20 protein-coding genes and 1 pseudogene are annotated in these 19,356 nt (G+C 74.8%); 9 read left to right on the top strand and 12 right to left on the bottom strand.

Annotation, left to right across the window (positions count from 1 at the left end; all coding sequences use genetic code 11):
- The first annotated feature begins 180 nt into the window (after positions 1-180).
- Together VM95_RS14040 and VM95_RS14035 are read left to right on the top strand one after the other, a co-directional pair.
- Positions 181-897, top strand: coding sequence for a chitinase (locus VM95_RS14040; protein WP_045696326.1), 717 nt, complete (start codon positions 181-183; stop codon positions 895-897).
- A gap of 107 nt (positions 898-1,004) precedes the next feature.
- Positions 1,005-1,526 (top strand): P-loop nucleotide/nucleoside kinase family protein, encoded by a 522-nt coding sequence (locus VM95_RS14035; protein WP_045696324.1) that lies wholly within the window; start codon positions 1,005-1,007, stop codon positions 1,524-1,526.
- Between the two features lie 353 nt (positions 1,527-1,879).
- Here the strand turns inward: VM95_RS14035 and VM95_RS14030 are convergent, their stop codons facing one another.
- Positions 1,880-2,872, bottom strand: a complete 993-nt coding sequence (locus tag VM95_RS14030; RefSeq protein WP_045696322.1) for an oxidoreductase — start codon at positions 2,870-2,872, stop codon at positions 1,880-1,882.
- Positions 2,873-2,940: 68 nt separating this feature from the next.
- On the opposite strand from VM95_RS14030, the gene VM95_RS14025 reads away from it, so the two are divergent.
- The 3 genes from VM95_RS14025 to VM95_RS14015 all read left to right on the top strand — a co-directional run bounded on the left by VM95_RS14025 (position 2,941) and on the right by VM95_RS14015 (position 6,726).
- Positions 2,941-3,348, top strand: coding sequence for a MerR family transcriptional regulator (locus tag VM95_RS14025; RefSeq protein WP_045696320.1), 408 nt, complete (start codon positions 2,941-2,943; stop codon positions 3,346-3,348).
- 162 nt (positions 3,349-3,510) lie between these two features.
- Entirely contained in the window at positions 3,511-6,183 is a 2,673-nt protein-coding gene (locus tag VM95_RS14020) for an MXAN_6230/SCO0854 family RING domain-containing protein (protein WP_045696317.1), read from the top strand.
- Between the two features lie 18 nt (positions 6,184-6,201).
- The gene (locus tag VM95_RS14015; RefSeq protein ID WP_045696315.1) at positions 6,202-6,726 is read left to right on the top strand and encodes a GNAT family N-acetyltransferase; all 525 of its coding nucleotides are present in this window, start codon (positions 6,202-6,204) and stop codon (positions 6,724-6,726) included.
- A gap of 39 nt (positions 6,727-6,765) precedes the next feature.
- Here the strand turns inward: VM95_RS14015 and VM95_RS14010 are convergent, their stop codons facing one another.
- Positions 6,766-7,278, bottom strand: a complete 513-nt coding sequence (locus VM95_RS14010) for a winged helix-turn-helix transcriptional regulator (protein WP_045696312.1) — start codon at positions 7,276-7,278, stop codon at positions 6,766-6,768.
- 111 nt (positions 7,279-7,389) lie between these two features.
- Between VM95_RS14010 and VM95_RS14005 the strand changes: the two genes are divergently transcribed.
- Entirely contained in the window at positions 7,390-7,887 is a 498-nt protein-coding gene (locus VM95_RS14005) for a tautomerase family protein (RefSeq protein WP_045696311.1), read from the top strand.
- Between the two features lie 47 nt (positions 7,888-7,934).
- On the opposite strand, the gene VM95_RS14000 is transcribed toward VM95_RS14005, so the two are convergent.
- Positions 7,935-9,053, bottom strand: coding sequence for an alpha/beta hydrolase (locus VM95_RS14000; protein WP_045696310.1), 1,119 nt, complete (start codon positions 9,051-9,053; stop codon positions 7,935-7,937).
- Positions 9,054-9,188: 135 nt separating this feature from the next.
- Between VM95_RS14000 and VM95_RS13995 the strand changes: the two genes are divergently transcribed.
- Positions 9,189-9,587, top strand: a complete 399-nt coding sequence (locus VM95_RS13995) for a helix-turn-helix domain-containing protein (protein WP_045696308.1) — start codon at positions 9,189-9,191, stop codon at positions 9,585-9,587.
- Between the two features lie 12 nt (positions 9,588-9,599).
- On the opposite strand, the gene VM95_RS13990 is transcribed toward VM95_RS13995, so the two are convergent.
- From VM95_RS13990 to VM95_RS13965, 6 genes are all read right to left on the bottom strand, one after another.
- Positions 9,600-10,202 (bottom strand): ClpP family protease, encoded by a 603-nt coding sequence (locus tag VM95_RS13990; protein WP_045696306.1) that lies wholly within the window; start codon positions 10,200-10,202, stop codon positions 9,600-9,602.
- 1 nt (position 10,203) lies between these two features.
- On the bottom strand, positions 10,204-10,842 hold the full coding sequence (locus VM95_RS13985) for an ATP-dependent Clp protease proteolytic subunit (RefSeq protein ID WP_045696303.1): 639 nt from the start codon (positions 10,840-10,842) through the stop codon (positions 10,204-10,206).
- Positions 10,843-10,963: 121 nt separating this feature from the next.
- A complete protein-coding gene (locus tag VM95_RS13980; protein ID WP_052707361.1) occupies positions 10,964-13,402 on the bottom strand; it encodes an FtsX-like permease family protein in 2,439 nt (812 codons plus the stop codon).
- Positions 13,396-14,199, bottom strand: coding sequence for an ABC transporter ATP-binding protein (locus VM95_RS13975; protein ID WP_425265305.1), 804 nt, complete (start codon positions 14,197-14,199; stop codon positions 13,396-13,398). Before VM95_RS13975 ends, VM95_RS13980 begins: the two co-directional genes overlap by 7 nt.
- A gap of 145 nt (positions 14,200-14,344) precedes the next feature.
- Positions 14,345-14,734, bottom strand: coding sequence for a nuclear transport factor 2 family protein (locus VM95_RS13970; RefSeq protein ID WP_045696301.1), 390 nt, complete (start codon positions 14,732-14,734; stop codon positions 14,345-14,347).
- A complete protein-coding gene (locus VM95_RS13965) occupies positions 14,731-16,020 on the bottom strand; it encodes an MFS transporter (RefSeq protein WP_045696298.1) in 1,290 nt (429 codons plus the stop codon). The genes VM95_RS13970 and VM95_RS13965 overlap by 4 nt, the downstream gene beginning before the upstream one ends.
- Before the next feature lie 123 nt (positions 16,021-16,143).
- Between VM95_RS13965 and VM95_RS13960 the strand changes: the two genes are divergently transcribed.
- Entirely contained in the window at positions 16,144-16,731 is a 588-nt protein-coding gene (locus VM95_RS13960; RefSeq protein WP_045696295.1) for a TetR/AcrR family transcriptional regulator, read from the top strand.
- 24 nt (positions 16,732-16,755) lie between these two features.
- On the opposite strand, the gene VM95_RS42555 is transcribed toward VM95_RS13960, so the two are convergent.
- The 3 genes from VM95_RS42555 to VM95_RS13950 all read right to left on the bottom strand — a co-directional run bounded on the left by VM95_RS42555 (position 16,756) and on the right by VM95_RS13950 (position 18,872).
- On the bottom strand, positions 16,756-16,917 hold the full coding sequence (locus tag VM95_RS42555) for a hypothetical protein (RefSeq protein WP_157882098.1): 162 nt from the start codon (positions 16,915-16,917) through the stop codon (positions 16,756-16,758).
- Between the two features lie 124 nt (positions 16,918-17,041).
- Positions 17,042-17,950: a hypothetical protein gene (locus VM95_RS13955; protein WP_045696292.1), complete on the bottom strand. Its 909-nt coding sequence runs from the start codon at positions 17,948-17,950 to the stop codon at positions 17,042-17,044.
- A gap of 154 nt (positions 17,951-18,104) precedes the next feature.
- A complete protein-coding gene (locus tag VM95_RS13950) occupies positions 18,105-18,872 on the bottom strand; it encodes a nucleotidyltransferase domain-containing protein (RefSeq protein WP_244178761.1) in 768 nt (255 codons plus the stop codon).
- A gap of 222 nt (positions 18,873-19,094) precedes the next feature.
- On the opposite strand from VM95_RS13950, the pseudogene VM95_RS13945 reads away from it, so the two are divergent.
- Positions 19,095-19,356, top strand: a pseudogene (locus VM95_RS13945) (hypothetical protein); the annotation flags it as partial.

Raw genomic sequence — 19,356 nt, 5'->3', positions numbered from 1 at the left:
ACAGGCGGATGATCACCCCGGCGGCCGCCCCAACTGCCGTGCTGGATACAACCCTTACGAGTGGTTTAGGCCTCTCCTGGTTCACGTTCGAGTGTCCCTGCCGGGACGATGGTCGCGGTGGTTCGCCATCGAAGCACCACCGCGTTCTCCTCCCCCCTCGCCCCTGTCGAATGAGGACCGATGAAGCTCTCCCGCACCCTCGCCGCGGTCGCCTCGGCCGCCGTCCTGAGCACCCTCGCCCTGACCGGCCAGAGCGCCCCCGCGGCCGCCGCCGGCTCCTTCGTGGTCAGCGAGGCCCAGTTCGACAAGATGTTCCCGAACCGGAACTCCTTCTACACGTACAAGGGCCTCACCGACGCGCTCGGCGCCTACCCCGCCTTCGCCACCACCGGCGACGCCGCCACCCGCAAGCGCGAGGCCGCCGCCTTCCTCGCCAACGTCAGCCACGAGACCGGAGGGCTGCGGTACGTCGTCGAGCAGAACACCGCCAACTACCCGCACTACTGCGATAGTTCCCAGCCCTACGGCTGCCCCGCCGGCCGGAGCGCCTACTACGGGCGCGGCCCGCTGCAGCTCAGCTGGAACTTCAACTACAAGGCCGCCGGCGACGCCCTCCACATCGACCTGCTCCACGACCCCTACCAGGTCGAGAAGAACCCGGCCACCGCCTGGAAGACCGCCCTGTGGTTCTGGGACACCCAGAACGGCGCCGGCCGGATGACCCCGCACGACGCCATGGTCAACAAGAAGGGCTTCGGCGAGACCATCCGCAGCATCAACGGCGCGCTGGAGTGCGACGGCAAGAACCCGGACCAGCGCAACGACCGGATCAACCTCTACAAGCGGTTCGTCGGCGCCCTCGGCACCGACGTCGGCGGCGGCAACCTCTCCTGCTGAGGCCCCCGCGGCGGTCGGCGCCGGAGCGGGAAGTCGGCCAGGCCGACTTCCTGCTCCTCCGGGAAAACCGCTCGCCGGCGGCCCGCGGCGGCTGCCACCATCCGGATATGCCCGAGTTGTTCCTGATGATCGGCCTCCCCGGAGCCGGGAAGACCACCAAAGCCCGCCGCATCGCCGCCGAACGCCGGGCCGTCCGCCTCACGCCCGACGAGTGGGTGATCCCGCTGTTCGGCGCGGAGGTGGACGGCAAGCGCGACATCCTCGAAGGCCGGCTGCTCACCCTCGGCCTGGAGGCCCTGCGCGCGGGGGCGGACGTGGTGGTCGACTTCGGCTGCTGGTCCCGCGACGAGCGCTCCGCGATCCGCGCACTGGCCGCCTCAGCCGGCGCGACCTGCCACCTGGTGTACCTCCCCGTCGACCACGAGACCCAGAGCGCCCGCATCGCCCACCGCTGGACCACCACCCCGGACCAGACCCTCCCGATGACCGAGGCCGACATCCTGCGCGACCGCGCCGGCTTCGAGGAGCCCGACCCCACCGAACTCGACGGCCGCGCGCCCGACGCACCCCCACCCGGCTGGCCCACCTGGCACGCCTGGGCCACCACCCGCTGGCCGTCCTTCGCCTGACGGCCGGGCCTGCTGCACAGGAAGTCGGCCGATCCGACTTCCTGCGCGACACCCATCGGGCCACGCCCCTCGCGACGGACGGCAACCGCACTGCGGCGGGCAGTCAAGCTCCACAGGAAGTCGACCAGGCCGACTTCCTGCGCGGCGCCCCCAACCGCCCGCGGCCACCCCGAGAGGAAGGAAAAGTCGGCCCGCCCGACCTCCCGCGCCACAGCCCCGGCGAGGGCCGACCGCCCGAGCCGCGGCGGGCATCCGCAACCGGGGACAGTCGCCGCCAGGACACCAAGAGCCTGCGGCGGACGGCCGGGCCTGCTGCGCAGGAAGTCGGCCGGGTCGACTTCCTGCGCGCGGGGTCAGGGCGTCCGGCCGGGTGGGGTGGCGCCGGTGGCGGCGAGGGAGACGGACCACAGGTGGGTGGCCTCGGCGGGGTCCACGGCGTGGGGGCGGACGCCGCCGGCGTCCATCGGGGTGCCGGGGGCGACGAGGGGAGCGATGTCGCAGTCCTCCAGGTAGCAACCGCCCCGCCCGGCCAGGAGCGGGGAGGTCGCCGCCCAGAGGCCGGTGGCGGCGCCCTGGGCGGGGGTCTTGAAGCCGGCGCCGATCACGGCGCCGTGCTCGTCCACCCAGCCCAGCTCGACCTGCTCGCGCCTGGTCAGCTCGCGCTGCAGCCCGGTGATGATCTTTCCCGGGTGGAGCGAGAACGCGCGGACGCCATCGGCCCGTCCGAGGGTGTCGAGGTGGACGGCGAACAGCGCGTTCGCGGTCTTGGACTGCCCGTACGCCAGCCACCTGTCGTAGCCGGTGCGGAAGTGCGGGTCGTGCCGGCGAATGCCGGTCAGCGCGTGCCCGGCGGAGCTGTACGCCACCACGCGCGCGCCGCCCGCGCCGCCCGCCGCGGCCAGCAGCGGGTACAGCTCGCAGGTCAGCAGGAAGTGCCCGAGGTAGTTGGCCGCGAACTGGCTCTCCCAGCCCGGCCCGACGTGCCGTTCCGGGGTGGCCATGACGCCGGCCGCGGCGATCAGGAGGTCGAGCCGGTCGGCGCCCGCCCGGATCCGGGCGGCGGCGGCGCGCACGCTGCCGGGGTCGGTGAGGTCCATCGGCAGCACCTCGACCCCCTCGGCGCACACGACATCGGGGCGGCGGGCGGGCACGAGGACGCGGGCCCCGGCGGCCGCGAGGGCCCGGACGGTCTCCAGGCCGAGGCCGGAGGATCCGCCGGTCACCACGGCCGTCCGGCCGGAGAGGTCGAGGCCGGCCAGGACGTCCCGGGCGGTGCTCGCGGCGGTGAACGGCGAGCCGAGCGGCTGTTGGGCGGTGCGGTCGGTGCGGTCGGTGCGATCGGTCATGCCGGGGACGCTAGGAGCTGGAGTGCGGTCCAGATCAACCCCGCCGCGCCCCGGCCTAGGCTGACCCCATGACAGGCACGGGCCTCGGCATCGGGGAGGTCGCCCGGCGGACCGGGCTGAGCATCGACGCGCTGCGCTTCTACGAGCGCGAGGGCCTGCTCGTCGGCCCGGTCGACCGCGACGCGGGCGGGCGGCGGCGCTACCGCCCGCTGGACGTCGAGTGGCTGGGGATCTGCGTGCGGCTGCGCGAGTCCGGGATGCCGCTCGCGGACCTGCGCCGCTTCGCCGGGCTGGTGCGGCAGGGCCCGGGCAACGAAGCCGAGCGCCTGCGGCTGCTCGACGCCCACCGGCGGCGCGTCGACGAGCAGATCCGGGCACTGGAGGAGTGCCGCTCGCTGATCGCGTGGAAGACCGCCGTCTACGCCGACCACCTGGCCCGCGGCGAGGCCACCGGCCTCTGGGATCCCACGGCCTGACGCCCCGAGAATAATTCGGTGGGCAGCCGCGGACGCTTCCGCTACGGTGGCCGAACAGGCGGCTCCGCGGCGCGCTTCCTTCTCACCCTTCCTCGAAAACCCAGTAGCGCGCCCCCTCTCCGCCTGTTTCTCCTTTCCGCCTCCGTGGGGGGATCTCACCGCATGCCCCGAGCCATCACGGCTCCTCCTTTCGACGCCCGCGTCGATCTCGATCTCGGTTCGTTCCTCCTCCGCCGGCGCGGCGTCGTCGCCGTCGACCCCGAGGAACTGCTGCCCGCCGCCGACCCGTGGAGCACCCGGGGCCTGGTCGCCCTGGACGCCGACCTGGTGGGGCGCGGATACCTGCTGACGACCCAACTGCGCGCCACCCTGGCCCGGTTGGCGCCGATCCGGCTGGCCGAGCTGGGCGACGGGCTGCTCGCCCGGATCGACCACCTGCTCGGCGCGGACCGCGAGCACCTGCCGCTGTTCCGCCGCTTCCCGGACGCCGTGCCGGACCACGCGCACGTCCTCTACAGCCGCCGGATCCGGGCGCTGCTGCTCAACCAGCCCCGCCAGACCTGCGCGCACTGCGGCCGGCGCAGCACCGAGGCCGGGATCGGCGCGCTCGCCCCGTGCGCGCACCTGCTGTGCGCGCCCTGCCTGGACGGCCTGGAGGCGCAGGGCCGGGGCGCCCGGTGCCCGCTGTGCGGCACCGGCCTGAGCGCCGGCACCTACCTCGGCGAGGACAGCTCGGCCGGCCGCAAGGCCGCCGAGGTGTCCGGCCTCGACCAGGCCCTGCGCCCGCTGCGCCTCGTCTCGGCGAGCCAACTGGCCGCCGCCATGGCCGAGTTCCACCGCCTGCTGGCCCGCCGCACCCCGCTCTCCCCGCAGGACCGCGACGACCTGGCCGCCCTGCTCGCGCACGCCCCCGCCGACCTGCCGCAGCGGCTGCCCGAGCGGATCCCGCTGCGCGAGACCAAGGCCGCCGTGCTCGCCGCCCTGCTGCGGCGCGACGGCGCGGGCGCCCTGCCCGTCCTCGCCGAGCGGATCGACACCGCCACCGACGTGCTGCGGCTGCTGTGGTCGTGGTCCGGCGCCGAACCCGACCTGCTGCCCGCCACCGCCCGCCGGCTGCGGCTGCGCAACGTCCCCCGGCCGCTGCGCCGGGGCCTGCTGGAGATCCTGGAGGCGCTGCCGCAGGCCACCCTGTTCGAGGACCTGCGCCGCCACCGCTCGGCCTGGCTGCGCGCGGGCGAGCTGCTGCACCCGTACGAGCACCGGAGCCGCTTCCCCCGGGTGACGGCCGCGTTCGTGCTGCTGCGCGAGACGGACCTGCGCACCCACGAGGTGGGCCGGGAGTTCGCCGACCCGCCCGCACCGCTGCGGGTGGTCGAGGCCGGGGAGCACACCCGGCTGGGCTTCACGGGCTTCGCCGGGCGGGTGGAGACCCGGCTCGCCGCCGGGGACGCGGCGGGCGCGGTGCGCGTGCTGGCCGCGCGCCCGGGCGAGCTGGTCCGCCGGCTGCACCACGTGCTGCGGGTGCACGCCGCCACCGCACCGGGCGCCCCGCTGCCGGACGGCCTGGCGGAGACGGTCGCGGCCGCGCTCGCCCGGGTCGCCCCGGGCCCGCTGCTCGGCGCGTACGGGCGGCTGCGCGGAGCCCGTTCGGCGGGCGAGCGGCGGCTGTACTTCCCGCGCGGCACGGTCTCGCTGGCGCACGCCAAGGAGGACCACGGCACCGTCGTCCCGGCCGAACTCAGCGACCCCGTCTGCGCGTTGATCGAGGCCGAGCTGCTGCGCCGCGGCGCCGCGGGCGGCGAGCGGTACGAGCTGGCGCTGCTGGACGAGGGCCTGGTGGACCTGGTCGCGCCGTTCGCCGAACGGGCGGCGGCCAAGACGCTGGTGTCCGTGCCGCGCGGCAGCCGGCAGCCGCTGCCGCCCGGGGACCGGCTGCGGCTGTTCGTGCACTGGATGCAGCCGGAGCACCTGCGGGTGGACCTCGACCTGTCGGTCGCGCTGTACGACGCGCGGTGGAACTTCCACGGGCTGTGCGACTACACCAACCTGGTGCACGGCGAGCGCGCGGCCGTCCACTCGGGGGACTTCACGACGGCGCCGCCCCCGGACGGGGCGACGGAGTTCGTCGACCTGGACCTCGACCGGCTGGAGCGGGGCGGCGCCCGGTACGCCGTGGTGATCGTCTTCAGCTACAACGACGTCCCCTTCGAGGACCTGGACGAGGCGTTCGCCGGCTTCCTGGACCTCGGCGCGACGCCCGCCGGCGGCCGGCACTACCACCCGAGGGCGGTGCGCCAGCGGCTCGACCTGCAGGGGGACGCCAAGGTGTCGGTGCCGATGATCGTCGACCTGGCGGACCGCCGCTACACCTGGACGGACCTCAACACCGGCGCGGACGGCGGCTTCCACAGCGTCTACCGGCACCAGGCCGAGGTCGGCGCGCTCAGCCGGGACGTGCTCGCCCACTTCTCCCCCGAGAACCGCGCCACCCTGTGGGACGTCGCCTGCGCCCGGGCCGCGGCCTGCACGGACGAGGTCGCGGTGCGCGGCGCGGACGGCGCACGGCGCTGGCGGCGCGGCGCGGCGGAGACCGTCGAGGAGTTCGCGGCCCGGCTGCGGGCCCTGCGCGACCCGGACGGCGCCGTCGCCGGCCCCCTCACCGACCTGCTCGCCGGGCGCCGCGCCTTCGTCGCCCTGGTGAACGGGGATGTCCCGGCACCGGAGAAGGCGGCCGGCACGCTGTACCGGCTCTACCCGGGGCCGGTGGACGCGGCGGGCGAGGAGCTGGAACGCTGGACGGCGGGGGATCTCGTCTCGGCCCTCACGCCGGGGTAGCGGAGGTGGTGGGGAACGATGGGCAGTGCGATCGAGTGGGCCGGCGACCCGGTGTCGTTCCGGCCCGCGACCGGCGAGCGGATCGACGAGGTGCTGGGCGTCCTCGACGAGGCGGGCGGCTGGCTGCACGCGCGCGGCATCACCACCCAGTGGCCGACCCGCTTCGACCCCGCCTGGGTGGCCGGTGACATCGCGCGCGGCGAGACCTGGCTGGTGAGCGTCGGCGGCGAGCTCTCCGGGACGGTCACCCTGAACTGGTCCGACGCCCTGTGGACGGACCTCGGCGGCGAGGCCGGCTACGTGCACCGGCTGGCCGTGCGCCGGCGGGCGAGGGGCCTGGGCGGCCTGATCCTCGACTGGGCCGGGGAGCGGGCCGCGCGGCACGGGGCCGACGCGCTGCGGCTGGACTGCGTGGCGCACAACCCCGCGCTGCGCGCCTACTACGAGGGACAGGGGTTCTCGCACCGGGGCGACGCCCCGGGGCAGTGGGGCGAGGCGCCGCCCGTGTGGCTCAGCCGCTACGAGCGGCCGTCCGCCCGGTAGCCGACCCGCCGGCCCGGGGCGGTCACAGGCCCGGGGCGGTCACAGGAAGCGGGCGCCCGGCCCCGGTGCCCGGTAGACCTCGTCGGTCGGCAGGTGGGTGTGCCCGGCGGCGCACTCCAGGACGAGCGAGACCGGCTCGTCGCAGCCGTGCGCTTGGTCGGCGACCCGGTGCCGGACGACGACCGGCGGGCCCTGCTCGTCCGCGAGGTACTTGTCGCCCCAGGCCAGCAGGGCCATCAGGGTCGGGCGCAGGTCCCGGCCCTTCTCGGTGAGCCGGTACTCGAAGCGCTGGCGGTCGCCGGGCTCCTGGTAGGGGACGCGCCGCAGGACGCCCGCCGCCACGAGGCCGTCGAGCCGGGTGGAGAGCAGGTTGCTGGCGATCCCCAGCCGCGCCCGGAAGTCGCCGAAGCGGCTGACGCCGTCGACGGCCTCGCGCACGATCAGCAGCGACCAGCGCTCGCCGACCACGGACAGGGCGCGCGCCATCGAGCAGTTCGACGGGTCGATCCGGCGCTGCTCCCGCGCCTCCGTGAGGTCTGCCTGGTCTGCCATGCCCCCGATGATACCGAGCCCGCGCCCGCTGGGTTGACAATCTCAACCCAGCACGGGCAGGCTCGGCCGCGACCTGAGTTGAGAAACAAAAGTCAGTTGGGAGACCAAGCCATGCCGATGCTCGACGTGTACATCCCGGACGGCGCGCTCCAGCCCCGGGCCGAGGCGGCGCTGCTCAACCGCATCACCGAGATCCTGATCCGCCACGAGGGCTTCGACCCCGCCGACCCGACCGTCCGGTCCGTGTCCTGGGTGTTCCTGCACCGCCCCGCCGCCGTCTACGTCGGCGGCGAGCCCGCCGACGCGCCCCGCTACCGGGTCGTCCCCTCCGTGCCCGAGGGGCAGTTCGCCGAGCAGACCCGGGCCGGCGTCATCGCCGACGTCACCGAGGCGATCCTGGACGCCGAGGACGGCACCTGGCCGCGCGACCCCGGCCGGGTCTGGGTGTTCCCCACCGAGATCCCCGAGGGCCATTGGGGCAGCTCGGGCCGGATCAGGCCGCTCGCGGCCATCCTCGCCCGCATCACCGGGAACGATCCCGACCGGGCCCGCACGCTCGCCACGCAGCGCCTCGCCGCCAGCCGGGCCGAGCACGCCGCCCTGCCGTAGCGCGCCAGTGGTGCGGCGCCACCGCTGACCGGTGGCGCCGCACCCGCTCAGCCCGTCTTGCCGACCGTCTGGGTCAGCCAGGTGAACACGGACGGCACCAGCGGCTCCCAGGTGGACGTCAGGTGCGGGCCGTTGACCTCGACCGGGGTCACGGCCGTGGGCGCCTTCGCCGCCTTCTGCAGCGCCAGCGCGTCCTCGAAGCCGTCGCCCTTCTTCCCCGTCACGTACAGCGCGACGGGCGGCGGCGTCTGCGCCTGCTGGAGCATGTGCAGGGGGTTGGACACGTCGCGCAGGTGCGCGTCCTTGGCGGTCAGCGAGTCCGACTCGCCCATCGGGTCGTTGTAGCCGGACATGCTGACACCCGCGTGGTACCGGTTCGGGTGCCCCACCGCGAGCCGCATCGCGCAGTGCCCGCCCGCCGAGTAGCCGGCCACCGCCCAGTGGTCGGCGCCCGGCTCGGCGCGGAAGTTGTCGAGCACCATCTGCGTCACGTCGCGGGCCAGCCAGGTCTCGGCGTTGACCTTGCCCGGCACGTCCGCGCAACCGGTGTCGACGTGCGAGCCGAGCAGCACCACCCGCGGGGAGACCAGGATGAACGGCGCGACCTGCCCCGACTTCATCAGCGGCGCCAGCTGCTTGGAGACGTTCATGCTGCCGAACCAGGCGCTCGACGAGCCGGGGAAGCCCACCAGCAGCTCGACCACCGGGAACTTCTTGTCCTTGTACGCCGGATCGTCGTACTGCGGCGGCGTCCAGACCAGCACCTCGCCGTCCACGCCGGAGACCCGCCCCTTCAGCTCGGTCCGCTTCACGTCCTTCGGCACGGCGTTGTCGTCGACGGACGTGAACTGCTGGACCACCTTGGGCTGGTCGGGCGCGTTCGCCGCCGCCGTCGCGTCCGTCGGCGGCGGGACGGGCACGGCGCGCACATGGCTGCCCGTGCCCAGCAGGTCGTCCCAGCTGCCGTACAGCTGGTTGTCGTTGTTGACCATCACGAACACCAGCGTCACGGCCGTGAACTGGGTGAACGCGACCATGAGCAACCGCACGCCGAAGCGCGCGGCGCGCGGCCCCCGCACCCGGTTCCACAGGTACATCAGGAGCCCCACGGAGAGCGGGACGAGGAGGAGCGCGAGGACGAAGAACGGGGTGCCGGTGAGCTTCACACCAGTGAAAACGTCAGGGAACGGGTGTGCGGTTGCCTCCTGGGCGAACCAGGATCACGACGGCCCGGGCAGACTTCACCCAGGGCAGAACGCCGGTGCCTTCCCCCGGCGTCCCCCATCCCTGAATCTGAAGGGGTGAGCACTCAAGCGCCTGCGCCGAAAGAAGCCCGCGTCATCCCGCTGCGCCCGCAGACCCCGCCGCGCCCGGCCGGGGTTCCCCAGGCACCCCCGTCGCCGAGGGAACCCCTGTGGCGCGACCTCGTCGGCGACGCGCTGCGGCGCGAACGGCTCGCCCAGGAGCGCACGTTGAAGGACGTCGCGGAGGCCGCCCGGATCTCGATGCCGTACCTGTCCGAGCTGGAGCGCGGGCTCAAGGAGGCCTCCTCCGAGGTCCTCGCGGCCGCCGCCCGGGCCCTCGGACTCGGCCTCGGCGACCTGCTCTCGCTCGCCCAGCAGGAGCTGACCCGGTACGAGACGGTTCGCCGCCGCACGGCGCCCACGGCACGCCACGACGGGCTCTGCCTCGTCGCCTGACCCGCTGTCCGATCAGGTGAACAGGGCCCGCCGGCTCAGCACCTCGTCCGCGAGCCCGTACGCCACGGCCTCCTCGGCGGTGAGCACCATGTCCCGGTTCATGTCGGCCCGCAGCGTCGCCACGTCGTGCCGCGTGTGCCGGGACAGCACCTCCTCCACCTGCGCCCGGATCCGGACCACCTCCTTGGCGGCGAGGCTCAGGTCGGACACCGTCCCCTGCCGCCCGCCGCTGGCCGGCTGGCCGAGCAGCACCCGCGCGTGCTGGAGCACGAACCGCCGCCCGGGATCGCCCCCGGCCAGCAGCACCGCCGCCGTCGAGGCCGCCTGGCCGACGCAGAACGTGGAGATCGGCGACTGCACGAAGGTCATCGTGTCGTAGATCGCCATGAGGGAAGTGAAGGATCCGCCGGGCGAGTTGAGGTAGATCGAGATCTCACGCTCGGGGTTCTCCGACTCCAGGTGCAGGAGCTGCGCGATGACGACGTTGGCGAAGCCGTCGTCGATCTCGGTGCCGAGGAAGATGATCCGCTCGTTCAGCAGCCGGCTGAAGACGTCGTACGAGCGCTCGCCGCTCGGCGTCCGCTCGATGACGTACGGGACGGTGTAGGAGCCCATGTCAGAGTCCGATCCGTCGACGCGAGGAGGCCGGGCGGATGTCGGCGACCGACTCCACCACCCGGTCCACGATCCCGTACTCCCGGGCCTGCTCGGCCGTGAACCAGCGGTCCCGGTCGCCGTCGCGGGCGATCGTCTCCTCGCTCCGGCCGGTGTGCTCGGCGGTGATCCGCTCGATCGTCCGCTTGGTGAACTGCAGGTTCTCCGCCTGGATCTCGATGTCGGCCGCCGTGCCGCCGATGCCCGCCGAGGGCTGGTGCATCATGATCCGCGCGTTCGGCAGCGCGAACCGCTTGCCGGGCGCTCCCGCGGTGAGCAGGAACTGGCCCATGCTGGCGGCGAATCCCATCGCCAGGGTGGAGACGTCGTTGGGGATGAGCTTCATGGTGTCGTAGACGGCCAGGCCCGCGCTGACCGAGCCGCCGGGGCTGTTGATGTACAGGCTGATGTCGCCGCGCGGGTCCTCCGCCGAGAGCAGCAGCAGCTGCGCGCAGACGCGGTTGGCCGACACGTCGTCGACCTGGGTGCCGAGCAGGACGATCCGCTGGGCCAGCAGCTGGGCGGCGAGGTGGTCGTCGAAGGGGGAGGGCGCGGTGTCGCCCTCGGCGGCGCGGGGCCGCAGCGGGGTGAGCGGAGTCATCGGATCTCCTCGTCTCGTCGAGGCAGGAATGCCGTCGACGTCCACTCTCACCGCTGCGGAGCCCCGGGACGCCGCTTCTCTGCCCGCCGCAGATTCGCCGGCGGCAGAGCCAGGACGGGCCCTACTCGCGGGTGCCCGCCGCTTCGATCGCCCGGTGGTGGGTCGTCCTGCCTGCCGCTCCCGAGGCCGTGACCACGGTGACCAGGGCGCACAGCGCGACCGTCGCCAGAACGGGCGTCCACGGAACGACCGTCCGGGCGCTGGGGACGAGTTCGCTCAGGGACGCGTACTGCGTTGCCGCCGCAAGCACGGTCGCCACCGCCGCCAGGGCCGTGCCGACCACCACGGCCACGGCCGACTCCGCCGCCGCGACCTTCACGATCTGGCCGCGCACCGCGCCCGCCAGGCCCAGCAGCGCGAACTCCCGCTTCCTCCCCGCCATCGCCATGACCAGGGTGTTGGCGACCGCGATGAGCGCGTAGGCCAGCGCGATGCCCAGGATCACCACCGCCGCGTTGTCCGTCTGCCGTGCCGCACGCGCGCGTTGGGCCTCCAGATACGCGTCGTACGTGACGACCTTCGCCCCGGAGCCGTCCAGCGCCCGCCGCACCGCCGCCGTCTGCTGGTCGTCGAGCGCCCCCGCCGCCGAATCCAGGTAGACCAGGCTCGACGGCAGTGAACCGACCAGCGCCGACGACACGTACGTGTCATCACCGTGCAGCCCGCGCTCGACCACCGCCGCGATCACCGTCTGCACCCGCTCGCCACTGGGCAGCAGCGTGACCACCTTGTCCCCCACTGCCAAGTCGTCCGACTGGGCCGCGTGCGCGTCGATGACCAGGAAGTTCTCCGGCGCCGAAGCGAGCGAGCCGCCGACCACCGGCGGCGTGACGGTGGAGCCGAGAGCCCCCGCCGGCACCGCGTACGTGCTCAACGAGTCGATCTGCTCCCCCTTCTCGTTCCCGATCCGGATGTTCATCGACGCGACCGGCGTCACCCGCACCCCCGGCACCGCCGCCAGCCGTTCCACCGTCCGCGCGTCGATCCCCGCCCCGCCCGCGCCGGGCACGACCACGTCCGCCGCGTGCACCTCCTGCTGCTGGCGCGTCAGCACCGCCGCGTCCCCGGACTTCTGCATCGTCAGCAGCGTCCCGGCCAGCCCGACCGCGACCACGATCGGCGCCACCGTCGCGGCCGTACGCCGCCGCGCCGTCAGGATGTTCTCCCGCACCAGCAGCGGCCCCGCCTTGCGCGAGCGCCGCAACGGCCAGGTCAGCAGCCCGGTCACCGGCCGGAGCAGCACCGGCGCCAGCAGCGCGACCGCCCCGACGTACAGCACCGGCACCATCTGGTACTTGCGCGCACTCGCCGCCAGGTACGGCTCCGTCCGGGCGATGACGACCCCCGTCACCACCGCCCCGACCAGCATCCCCACGCCCAGCAGCCAGCGGACCGGCGTCATCCCCCGCCGCTCGACCGCGCTCTCCCGCAGCACCTCGATCGGCCGGATCAGCGAGACCCGCACCAGCGTCGCCGCCGAGCCCGCCAGCGCCGCCGCCACCCCGATCACGAAGGCGACCAGCAACGGCAGCGGGTTGAACGCAATCGTGAACCAGGACGGCGCCACCTCGTGGTCGACCATCCACGACCGCAGCGGCACCACGCACAGCGGCGCCAGCGCACATCCCACGACCGCCGCCGCCACCCCGACGATCAGCGCCTCGCCGAGCACCATCCGCCGCACCTGCCGGGGCGCCGCGCCCACCAGCCGCAGCAGCGCCAGCTCGCGGCGGCGCTGCTCGGTGGCGAAGGCGAAGGTCGCGATCACCACGAAGACGGCGACGCACACCGCGAGCCCGGCCGTGCTGCCCGCCATGGCCTGGGCGCTGGTCAACGCCTGGGCGCCGCCGGTGTCGTCGGGGTCGACCCGGGTCAGGTCCTCCCCCTGCACCGCCACGGCGCGATCCCCGACCAGCGCGGACAACTGCCCGGCCGGCAGGTCGCTGACCAGGGCGTTCACGCCCGGCGACAACCGCTGCGCCTCCGCGTCGCTGAAGAAGACGGCGCTCTCGAACCAGCGCCCGTCCGTCACCCCCACCACCCGGTACTGACCCGCACCGACCGGGACCTGCCGCCCGACCGACTCCGCCGAACCGCCCCCGACCACCACCTCGTCGGCGGCCTGCGGCGCCCGCCCGTCCACCAGGCGGTAGCCCGCGAAGCCCGCCGAGGCCCACGGGTGCCCGGTCGCCGCCCCGGCAGCGGTGTTCACCGGGAAGCTGCGGTCGGCCACGGCCCCGCCCGCCGCCGTCACCTTCGCCACCACCTCGGGCGGCAGCACCGCCGGCGCCGTCATCGGACGCCCCTCGAAGCCCTGCGGCGCGACCACCGAGCCCGTGACGGCCCGGAACCGCTGCGGCCCCGGGTGCGGCGTCCCGAAGGTGGCCCCCAGGGTCAGCGCCATCACGCCGATCATCGTCGTGCCGAGCGCGAGCGCCAGGAACGCGCCGACGAAGCCCGTCAGACGGTGGCGCAGCGTGGCCAGGGCGAGGCTCAGCACGGCTGCGCCCCGCCCCGGCCGGGCTCCAGCGCGGCCATCCGCAGGGCCACGCCCTCGGCGGTCGGCTCGACCAGCTCGCCCGTGACGCGGCCGTCCGCGAGGAAGACGACCCGGTGCGCGTACGAGGCGGCCACCGGGTCGTGCGTCACCATGACCACCGTCTGGCCGTGCTGCTCGACGACACCGCGCAGCAGCGCCAGCACCTCGCGCGCCGTCGCCGAGTCGAGCGCGCCGGTCGGCTCGTCCGCGAAGACGACCTTGGGCCTGGTCGCCAGGGCCCGCGCGATGGCGACGCGCTGCTGCTGCCCGCCGGACAGCTCGGCGGGCCGGTGGTCGCCGCGCTCGGCGAGGCCGACCTCGGCCAGCCCCCGGTCGATCACCGCCGGGTCGACGGCCGTTCCCGCCAACCGCAGCGGCAGCTCGACGTTCTGGCGTGCGGTCAGTGCCGGTATCAGGTTGAAGGACTGGAAGACGAAGCCCATGTGCTCGCGCCGCAGTTCGGTCAGGGCCCGCTCGGAGAGTTCGTGCAGCGGCGCGCCGTCGAGCAGCACCCGGCCCTCGTCGACCCGGTCGAGGCCGGCCGCGCACTGCAGCAGCGTCGACTTGCCGGAGCCGGACGGGCCCATGATCGCGGTGAAGCTGCCCGGCGCGAAGCCGAGGTCCACCCCGTCGAGCGCCGGTACCGCCTGGGCGCCGCGCCGGTACGTCTTGCGCACGCCGTCCAGCCGGACGACGTCGCCCCCGTCCACCACGCCGACGTCCGAAGTCCGCGCCGCCGCGGCCCTGTTCCAGAACACCTGCTCGCCTTCCCCCTGAGGGCATGATCATCTGCCGCACAGACAATAGGGGTCGCCGGGCATCCGCGCCTCCGGGCCTGCCCTGATCCGGACCCTGACGCTCCCCTGACCGCCGCTCGCCCCGGAGCGCCCGGCGCGCGGCGGGTCAGTCGGCGAGCTGGGCCCGGAAGACGCCGAGGTTGAAGTACGCCTTGGCCTCCCGGATCAGGCCCGCGTCGTCCAACTCGTAGGTGTTGATGCCGGACCAGTTGACGGGCCTGCCGTCCAGCGCGACGGCGGCGCCGCGCCACATCACCGCGACGTGGCGGCCGGTGGTGTGCGCCTCGACGGGCGTCAGCCCCAGGAACGGCCGGAAGCCCGGCAGGACGGAGGCGATGAACGCGCGGATCGCGGTGCGCCCGGTGATCGGGGCGGTGCCGATCGGGTCGTGGAAGACGCCGTCCTCGGCGAAGGCGTCCGCCCAGGCGTCGGCGTCGCCCTCCTGGGAGGCGCGGAAGAACTGCAGGACGGCGAGGGGCATGGCGGGGAACGTCATGAGTGGTCCTTCGAGGTGGTGGTTGACGACAGGGAGCGGAGGCCGCGGGCGGCGAGGCCGGCGCCCGCGGCGAGGGCGACGAGGGCGACGAGGGCGACGAGGCCGCAGACCCCGGCCCAGCCGAGCCGGCCGTAGGCGCGGACGCCGAGCCAGGAGCCGGCGCTGCCGCCGAGGAACGAGCAGGTCATGTAGGCGGTGTTGAGCCGGCTGCGGGCCTCCGGCCGCAGCGCGAAGATCCGGGCCTGGTTGGCGACCTGGCTGCACTGCACGGCCACGTCGAGCAGCAGCAGGCCGAGCGCGAGGGCCACCAGCCCGGCCGCGCCGCCGACCGCACCGCCCGCGAGGACGGCGGCGGCGAGGAGCGTGGCCGCCGTGCAGCGGCCGTTGACCCGGTCCGGGCCGCTGCGGTCGACCAGGCGCCCGGCGGCCGGGGCGCACAGCATGCTGGCCGCGCCGATCAGGGCGAGCAGGCCGACCGCCTGGGCGTCCAGGCCGTAGCGCGGGCCGGTGAGCAGCAGGGCGAGCGCCGTCCAGGCGGCGCTGAAGCCGCCGAAGAGCGTCGACTGGTGGAGCACGGAGCGGCGCAGGCCGGGTTCGGTGCGCAGCATCCGCAGGGTGTCGGCGAGCAGTGCCGGGTAGCGCTCGCGGGTGGCGGGCGGGACGGTGGGCAGGGCGAGGCCGAGGACGAGGGCGAGCAGTCCGGTGAGGGCGGCGGCGGCCAGGTAGGGGGCGCGCCAGCCGAGGTGTTCGCCGAGGACGCCGCCGAAGGTGCGGGCCAGCAGGATGCCGCCGATCAGGCCGCCCTGCAGGGTGCCGATGACGGCGCCGCGCCGGTCGGGCGCGACCAGGCCGGCCGCGAGGGGCAGCAGCAGCTGGGGGACGACGGTGGCCAGGCCGACCGCGGCGCCGGCGGCGGCGAGGACGCCGGTGGTGGGGGCGAGTCCGGCGGCCAGCAGCGCGCAGCCGGTGACGGCGAGCAGGGCGGTGACCAGCGGGCGGCGGGGCAGCCGGTCGCCGAGCGGGACGAGCAGGAAGATCCCGGCGGCGTAGCCGAGTTGGGTGAGGGTGGCGACGTTCGCGGCGGCGCCGGGGGCGATCCGGAAGGCGTCGGCGACAAGCGGGGTGAGGGCCTGCGGGAAGTAGACGTTGGCGACGCCGACGCCGCAGGCGAGTGCCATCAGCAGCGGGAGCCGCCGGTCCGGCCCGGCGGGCGGGGCGGCGGTCGTGGCGGCGGTCGTGGCGAGTGCGGGCGGGGGATCGATCCCGGTCCGGGGCGTGCGTGACATGCGTGACTCCAACCGAACGAACTAGATGGTTCGGATTTCCGTGGAGAGCGTCGCAGACCGCCCGCGCGGCCGTCAACCGACCTCGACCGCGCGCCCAACGAACCGGTTCGTTACGATCGCCCCATGGCGTACGACTCCACGGCGACCAAAGAGCGGATCCTCACCGCGGCGACCGCCGAATTCGCCGCCCACGGCGTCGCCGGCGCCCGCGTCGACCGCATCGCCGCCCAGGCCCGGGCCAACAAGCGGGCCATCTACGACTACTTCGGCGACAAGGACAAGCTCTTCGCCGCCGTCCTCGAACGCCTGATGGCCGACCTCGCCGAGGCCGTCCCGCCCGGCGACGACGACCTGCCCGCCTACGCCGAACGCCTCTTCGACCACCACCGCGCCCACCCCGAGGCGCTGCGGCTGCTCCTGTGGGAGGCCCTCGAACTCGGCGACCGGCCCGTCCCCGGCGAGGAGGCCCGCACCCGCCACTACCGGGACAAGGTCCGGGCGGTCGGCGGCGAGGACTCCCGCACCCGCCTGTTCCTCGCCCTCGGCCTGGTCGGCTGGAGCCTCGCCATGCCCCAGCTCCGCCGCATGATCCTCGGCCCCGACGACGGCCCCGGCGGCGACCCCGAGCGCGCCCTCGACCGGCTCCGCTCCGACATCGCCCGCTCCGTCCGGGCCCTGCCCGCCACCGGCCCGGCGGCCGAGCAGGCCTGACGCGGCACGGGAGCGGGCCGCCCGCTACTCCTTGACGATCAGGCCGACCAGGATCAGCACGCCGGAGACGGCGGCGCCGATCCGCTGGCGGCGGCTCCAGTTGTCCCAGCCGCGCACGCCCTTCGAGGCGACGAGCAGGCCGATCATGCCCGCCCCGGACACCAGGAACCCGATCAGGTGCCTCATCGCGCCGCCCCCTCCCCCGCGGCCGCCGGACCCCCGGCGACCCCGACTCCGACACTCCCGCGGCGCAGCGTACCGCCGTCCCGCTCCGCCCGGCAGGCGCCGGACCGGGCCCGGCGCCCGGCTCTCACCGCCGGGAGGACGCCCCCTGCACCCCCACCTGCACGGCCGGCGTGCAGATCACGTTCGCGACGAGGTTGCGGTGCTCGATGTCACTGGTGTTGTAGGCCGTGACTTCCCATCCGCCGTCGTAGCCGATCCAGGACGACATGAGGAGGGCGTAATGGTCGGGGTCGGTGCCGTTGAACGAGGCGCGGCCGCCACCGCCGGTCACCTCCTCGCCGGCCGGGCAGAACGCCCTGGCGATGGCCTCCCCGTTCGGCGGCAGGTCGACCACGGCGCCGGCGTGGATGACGTGCGGCGCTCCGGTGATACAGACCACGAACGAGCTGAGCTCCCGCGGATCGGTGGTGGCGCTGACGCCCCTGGTGTGCCAACCGGTGTACGTCGGATACGTCCCCAGCGTGAGCGCGTCCCCCGCGTCGGTCCAGAAACCGCCCCCGCTCGGCACGTAGCCCTGGGGGCAGGTCGCGGTCACGGCATCGGTCCACGGCGAGTGGCGCGGCAGGTAGATCCGCTGCGAGTCGAAGCTCTCGTGGACCAACTGGCTGCAGACGACGTACGCCGAGGCGTACGCCGGGGTGCCGGTCTCGTTGCTGTAACTGACCTCCCAGAGGTAGCCGTTGATGGAGGAGGCGTTGAGGAACATCCCCAGCTCCCCGCTCACTCCGCCGCCCCCGCTGGGCTCCCAGCCTGCCGGGCACTCGGCCCTGGCGATCGCGCTGTCGTGGGCCGGCACGAGGACGTCGGGGCCCCGGACCCCGAAGTGCCTCGGGGACGGCTGGCGGGCCGGGGCCGGTGCGGCGGCACCGGCCGGCGCCTGCGCCTGCGCCGCGGCGGTCATGCCGCCGGCGGTCGTGCCACCGGCGGTGAGGACCAGCGCCGCGAGTGCGGCGGGGATGGTCAAGCGGGTCATGGTCGGGTCTCCTCGGGATCGGCTGCCGGGCCGCAGCTCCTAGCCCAAGGTGAGAAGCCGTGACGCCCGGCCGCAATCCGGTGGCGGCGGCCAGGTGACCAGCCGGAGCAGGAAGTCGGCCGGGCCGACTTCCTGCTCCGACCGCTCCGGGCGGCTAGACCGTCCGGACGATCGCCCCGCCCCAGTCCCGCCGGTAGCCCTCCGCCAGCGGGCCGCCCGTCAGGTCGAGCACCCGGCGGGCGACGGCGGACAGCGGCCCCGCCGCGCCCGTCTCGCAGAGCAGGCGGTGACCCGCCAGCAGCTCTGGGCCGAGCTCGCCGTCCGCCTCCCGCAGCCGGCGCGGCAGCCACTTGCCGCCGCCCAGCCAGGCCCGCCGGTGGTCGCACAGCAGGTCGGCGGCGGCGGTGAGGACGTGGCCGGCGACGGCCAGCCGCTCGTACGGGTCGCGGGCGTCCGCCAGGTCGTCCAGCAGGTCGGTGAGCCCGTACCGCATGGTCTCCACCGTGTCGGCGGCCAGTGCGGGCGGGCCCTGGCGCAGGTCGGCCAGCGCCTGCTCGCGGGCGCGGGCGCCGTGGCCGTGCGGGTCGGAAAGCAGCAGGCCGGTGGCGTACATGCTCTGGATGACGGCCCGACGGGAGGCGGCGTCGGCGGCGCGCAGCTCGGCGAGCCCGGCCCCGGTGTGCACGAACAGCTCGACCAGCCGGCCCTCGTACCGCACCGTCTCCCGGTAGGTGGCTCCGCCGTCCGGGACCAGGACGGCGAGGTCGAGGTCGCTGGTGGCGGTGGCGCGGCCGGTGGCGGCGGAGCCGGCCAGCAGGACGGCGAGCGCGTCGGGGAAGCGCTCGGCGGCCACCCGCCCGGCCTGGGCGATCATCAGTTCGGGGGCCTGTCCATCGGTCTGTCCGGTCGTCTGCTCGGTCACGGCGGACAGCCTCGCACGTACTCGCCGGAGCCGCCCCGGCGGCCGTTACCTCGCGGATCACGACTCGGCATCCCTTGTCACGGAGCGGCGACAGAGCGGCGAGAGACTTGTCACGACGACGTCGATTCGGCCCGCCCTCCGTGGCGGACAACGCTCCGTTTGCGCTAGAAAGTTCCCTCGGAAGGGCCGCGATCCTGCGGCCCCTGAACGGGGGACGTCATCTTGAAGCCCATCAGCAGTACCCGCCGCACCCTGGCCGTGGCCGCCCTGGCCGCCGTCAGCGCGCTCTCCCTGAGCGCCTGCAACGACGACGCGTCCAACGGCGACACCGTCGCCACCCAGCCGCCGGCGGCCACCACCCCGGCCGGCGCCCCGACCTCGGCGGCGGCCACCACCCCGGCCGCTCCGGCCGGCACGGCGCCCGCGCCGGGCGGCATCGGCGGGACGACCGCCCCGGCTCCCGCCGGCGGCGGCGCGGCCGGCG

The organism is Streptomyces rubellomurinus (assembly GCF_000961885.1).
Lineage (GTDB): Bacteria > Actinomycetota > Actinomycetes > Streptomycetales > Streptomycetaceae > Kitasatospora > Kitasatospora rubellomurina.
This window is presented reverse-complemented; position numbering and strand designations above follow the sequence as displayed.

Bases quoted from the DNA above. Each gene is read 5' to 3' on its own strand.
- VM95_RS14040 (WP_045696326.1), top strand. From the start codon at position 181: ATGAAGCTCTCCCGCACCCTCGCCGCGGTCGCCTCGGCCGCCGTCCTG.
- VM95_RS14035 (WP_045696324.1), top strand. From the start codon at position 1,005: ATGCCCGAGTTGTTCCTGATGATCGGCCTCCCCGGAGCCGGGAAGACC.
- VM95_RS14030 (WP_045696322.1), bottom strand. From the start codon at position 2,872: ATGACCGATCGCACCGACCGCACCGACCGCACCGCCCAACAGCCGCTC.
- VM95_RS14025 (WP_045696320.1), top strand. From the start codon at position 2,941: ATGACAGGCACGGGCCTCGGCATCGGGGAGGTCGCCCGGCGGACCGGG.
- VM95_RS14020 (WP_045696317.1), top strand. From the start codon at position 3,511: ATGCCCCGAGCCATCACGGCTCCTCCTTTCGACGCCCGCGTCGATCTC.
- VM95_RS14015 (WP_045696315.1), top strand. From the start codon at position 6,202: ATGGGCAGTGCGATCGAGTGGGCCGGCGACCCGGTGTCGTTCCGGCCC.
- VM95_RS14010 (WP_045696312.1), bottom strand. From the start codon at position 7,278: ATGGCAGACCAGGCAGACCTCACGGAGGCGCGGGAGCAGCGCCGGATC.
- VM95_RS14005 (WP_045696311.1), top strand. From the start codon at position 7,390: ATGCCGATGCTCGACGTGTACATCCCGGACGGCGCGCTCCAGCCCCGG.
- VM95_RS13990 (WP_045696306.1), bottom strand. From the start codon at position 10,202: ATGGGCTCCTACACCGTCCCGTACGTCATCGAGCGGACGCCGAGCGGC.
- VM95_RS13985 (WP_045696303.1), bottom strand. From the start codon at position 10,842: ATGACTCCGCTCACCCCGCTGCGGCCCCGCGCCGCCGAGGGCGACACC.
- VM95_RS13970 (WP_045696301.1), bottom strand. From the start codon at position 14,734: ATGACGTTCCCCGCCATGCCCCTCGCCGTCCTGCAGTTCTTCCGCGCC.
- VM95_RS13965 (WP_045696298.1), bottom strand. From the start codon at position 16,020: ATGTCACGCACGCCCCGGACCGGGATCGATCCCCCGCCCGCACTCGCC.
- VM95_RS13960 (WP_045696295.1), top strand. From the start codon at position 16,144: ATGGCGTACGACTCCACGGCGACCAAAGAGCGGATCCTCACCGCGGCG.
- VM95_RS42555 (WP_157882098.1), bottom strand. From the start codon at position 16,917: ATGAGGCACCTGATCGGGTTCCTGGTGTCCGGGGCGGGCATGATCGGC.
- VM95_RS13955 (WP_045696292.1), bottom strand. From the start codon at position 17,950: ATGACCCGCTTGACCATCCCCGCCGCACTCGCGGCGCTGGTCCTCACC.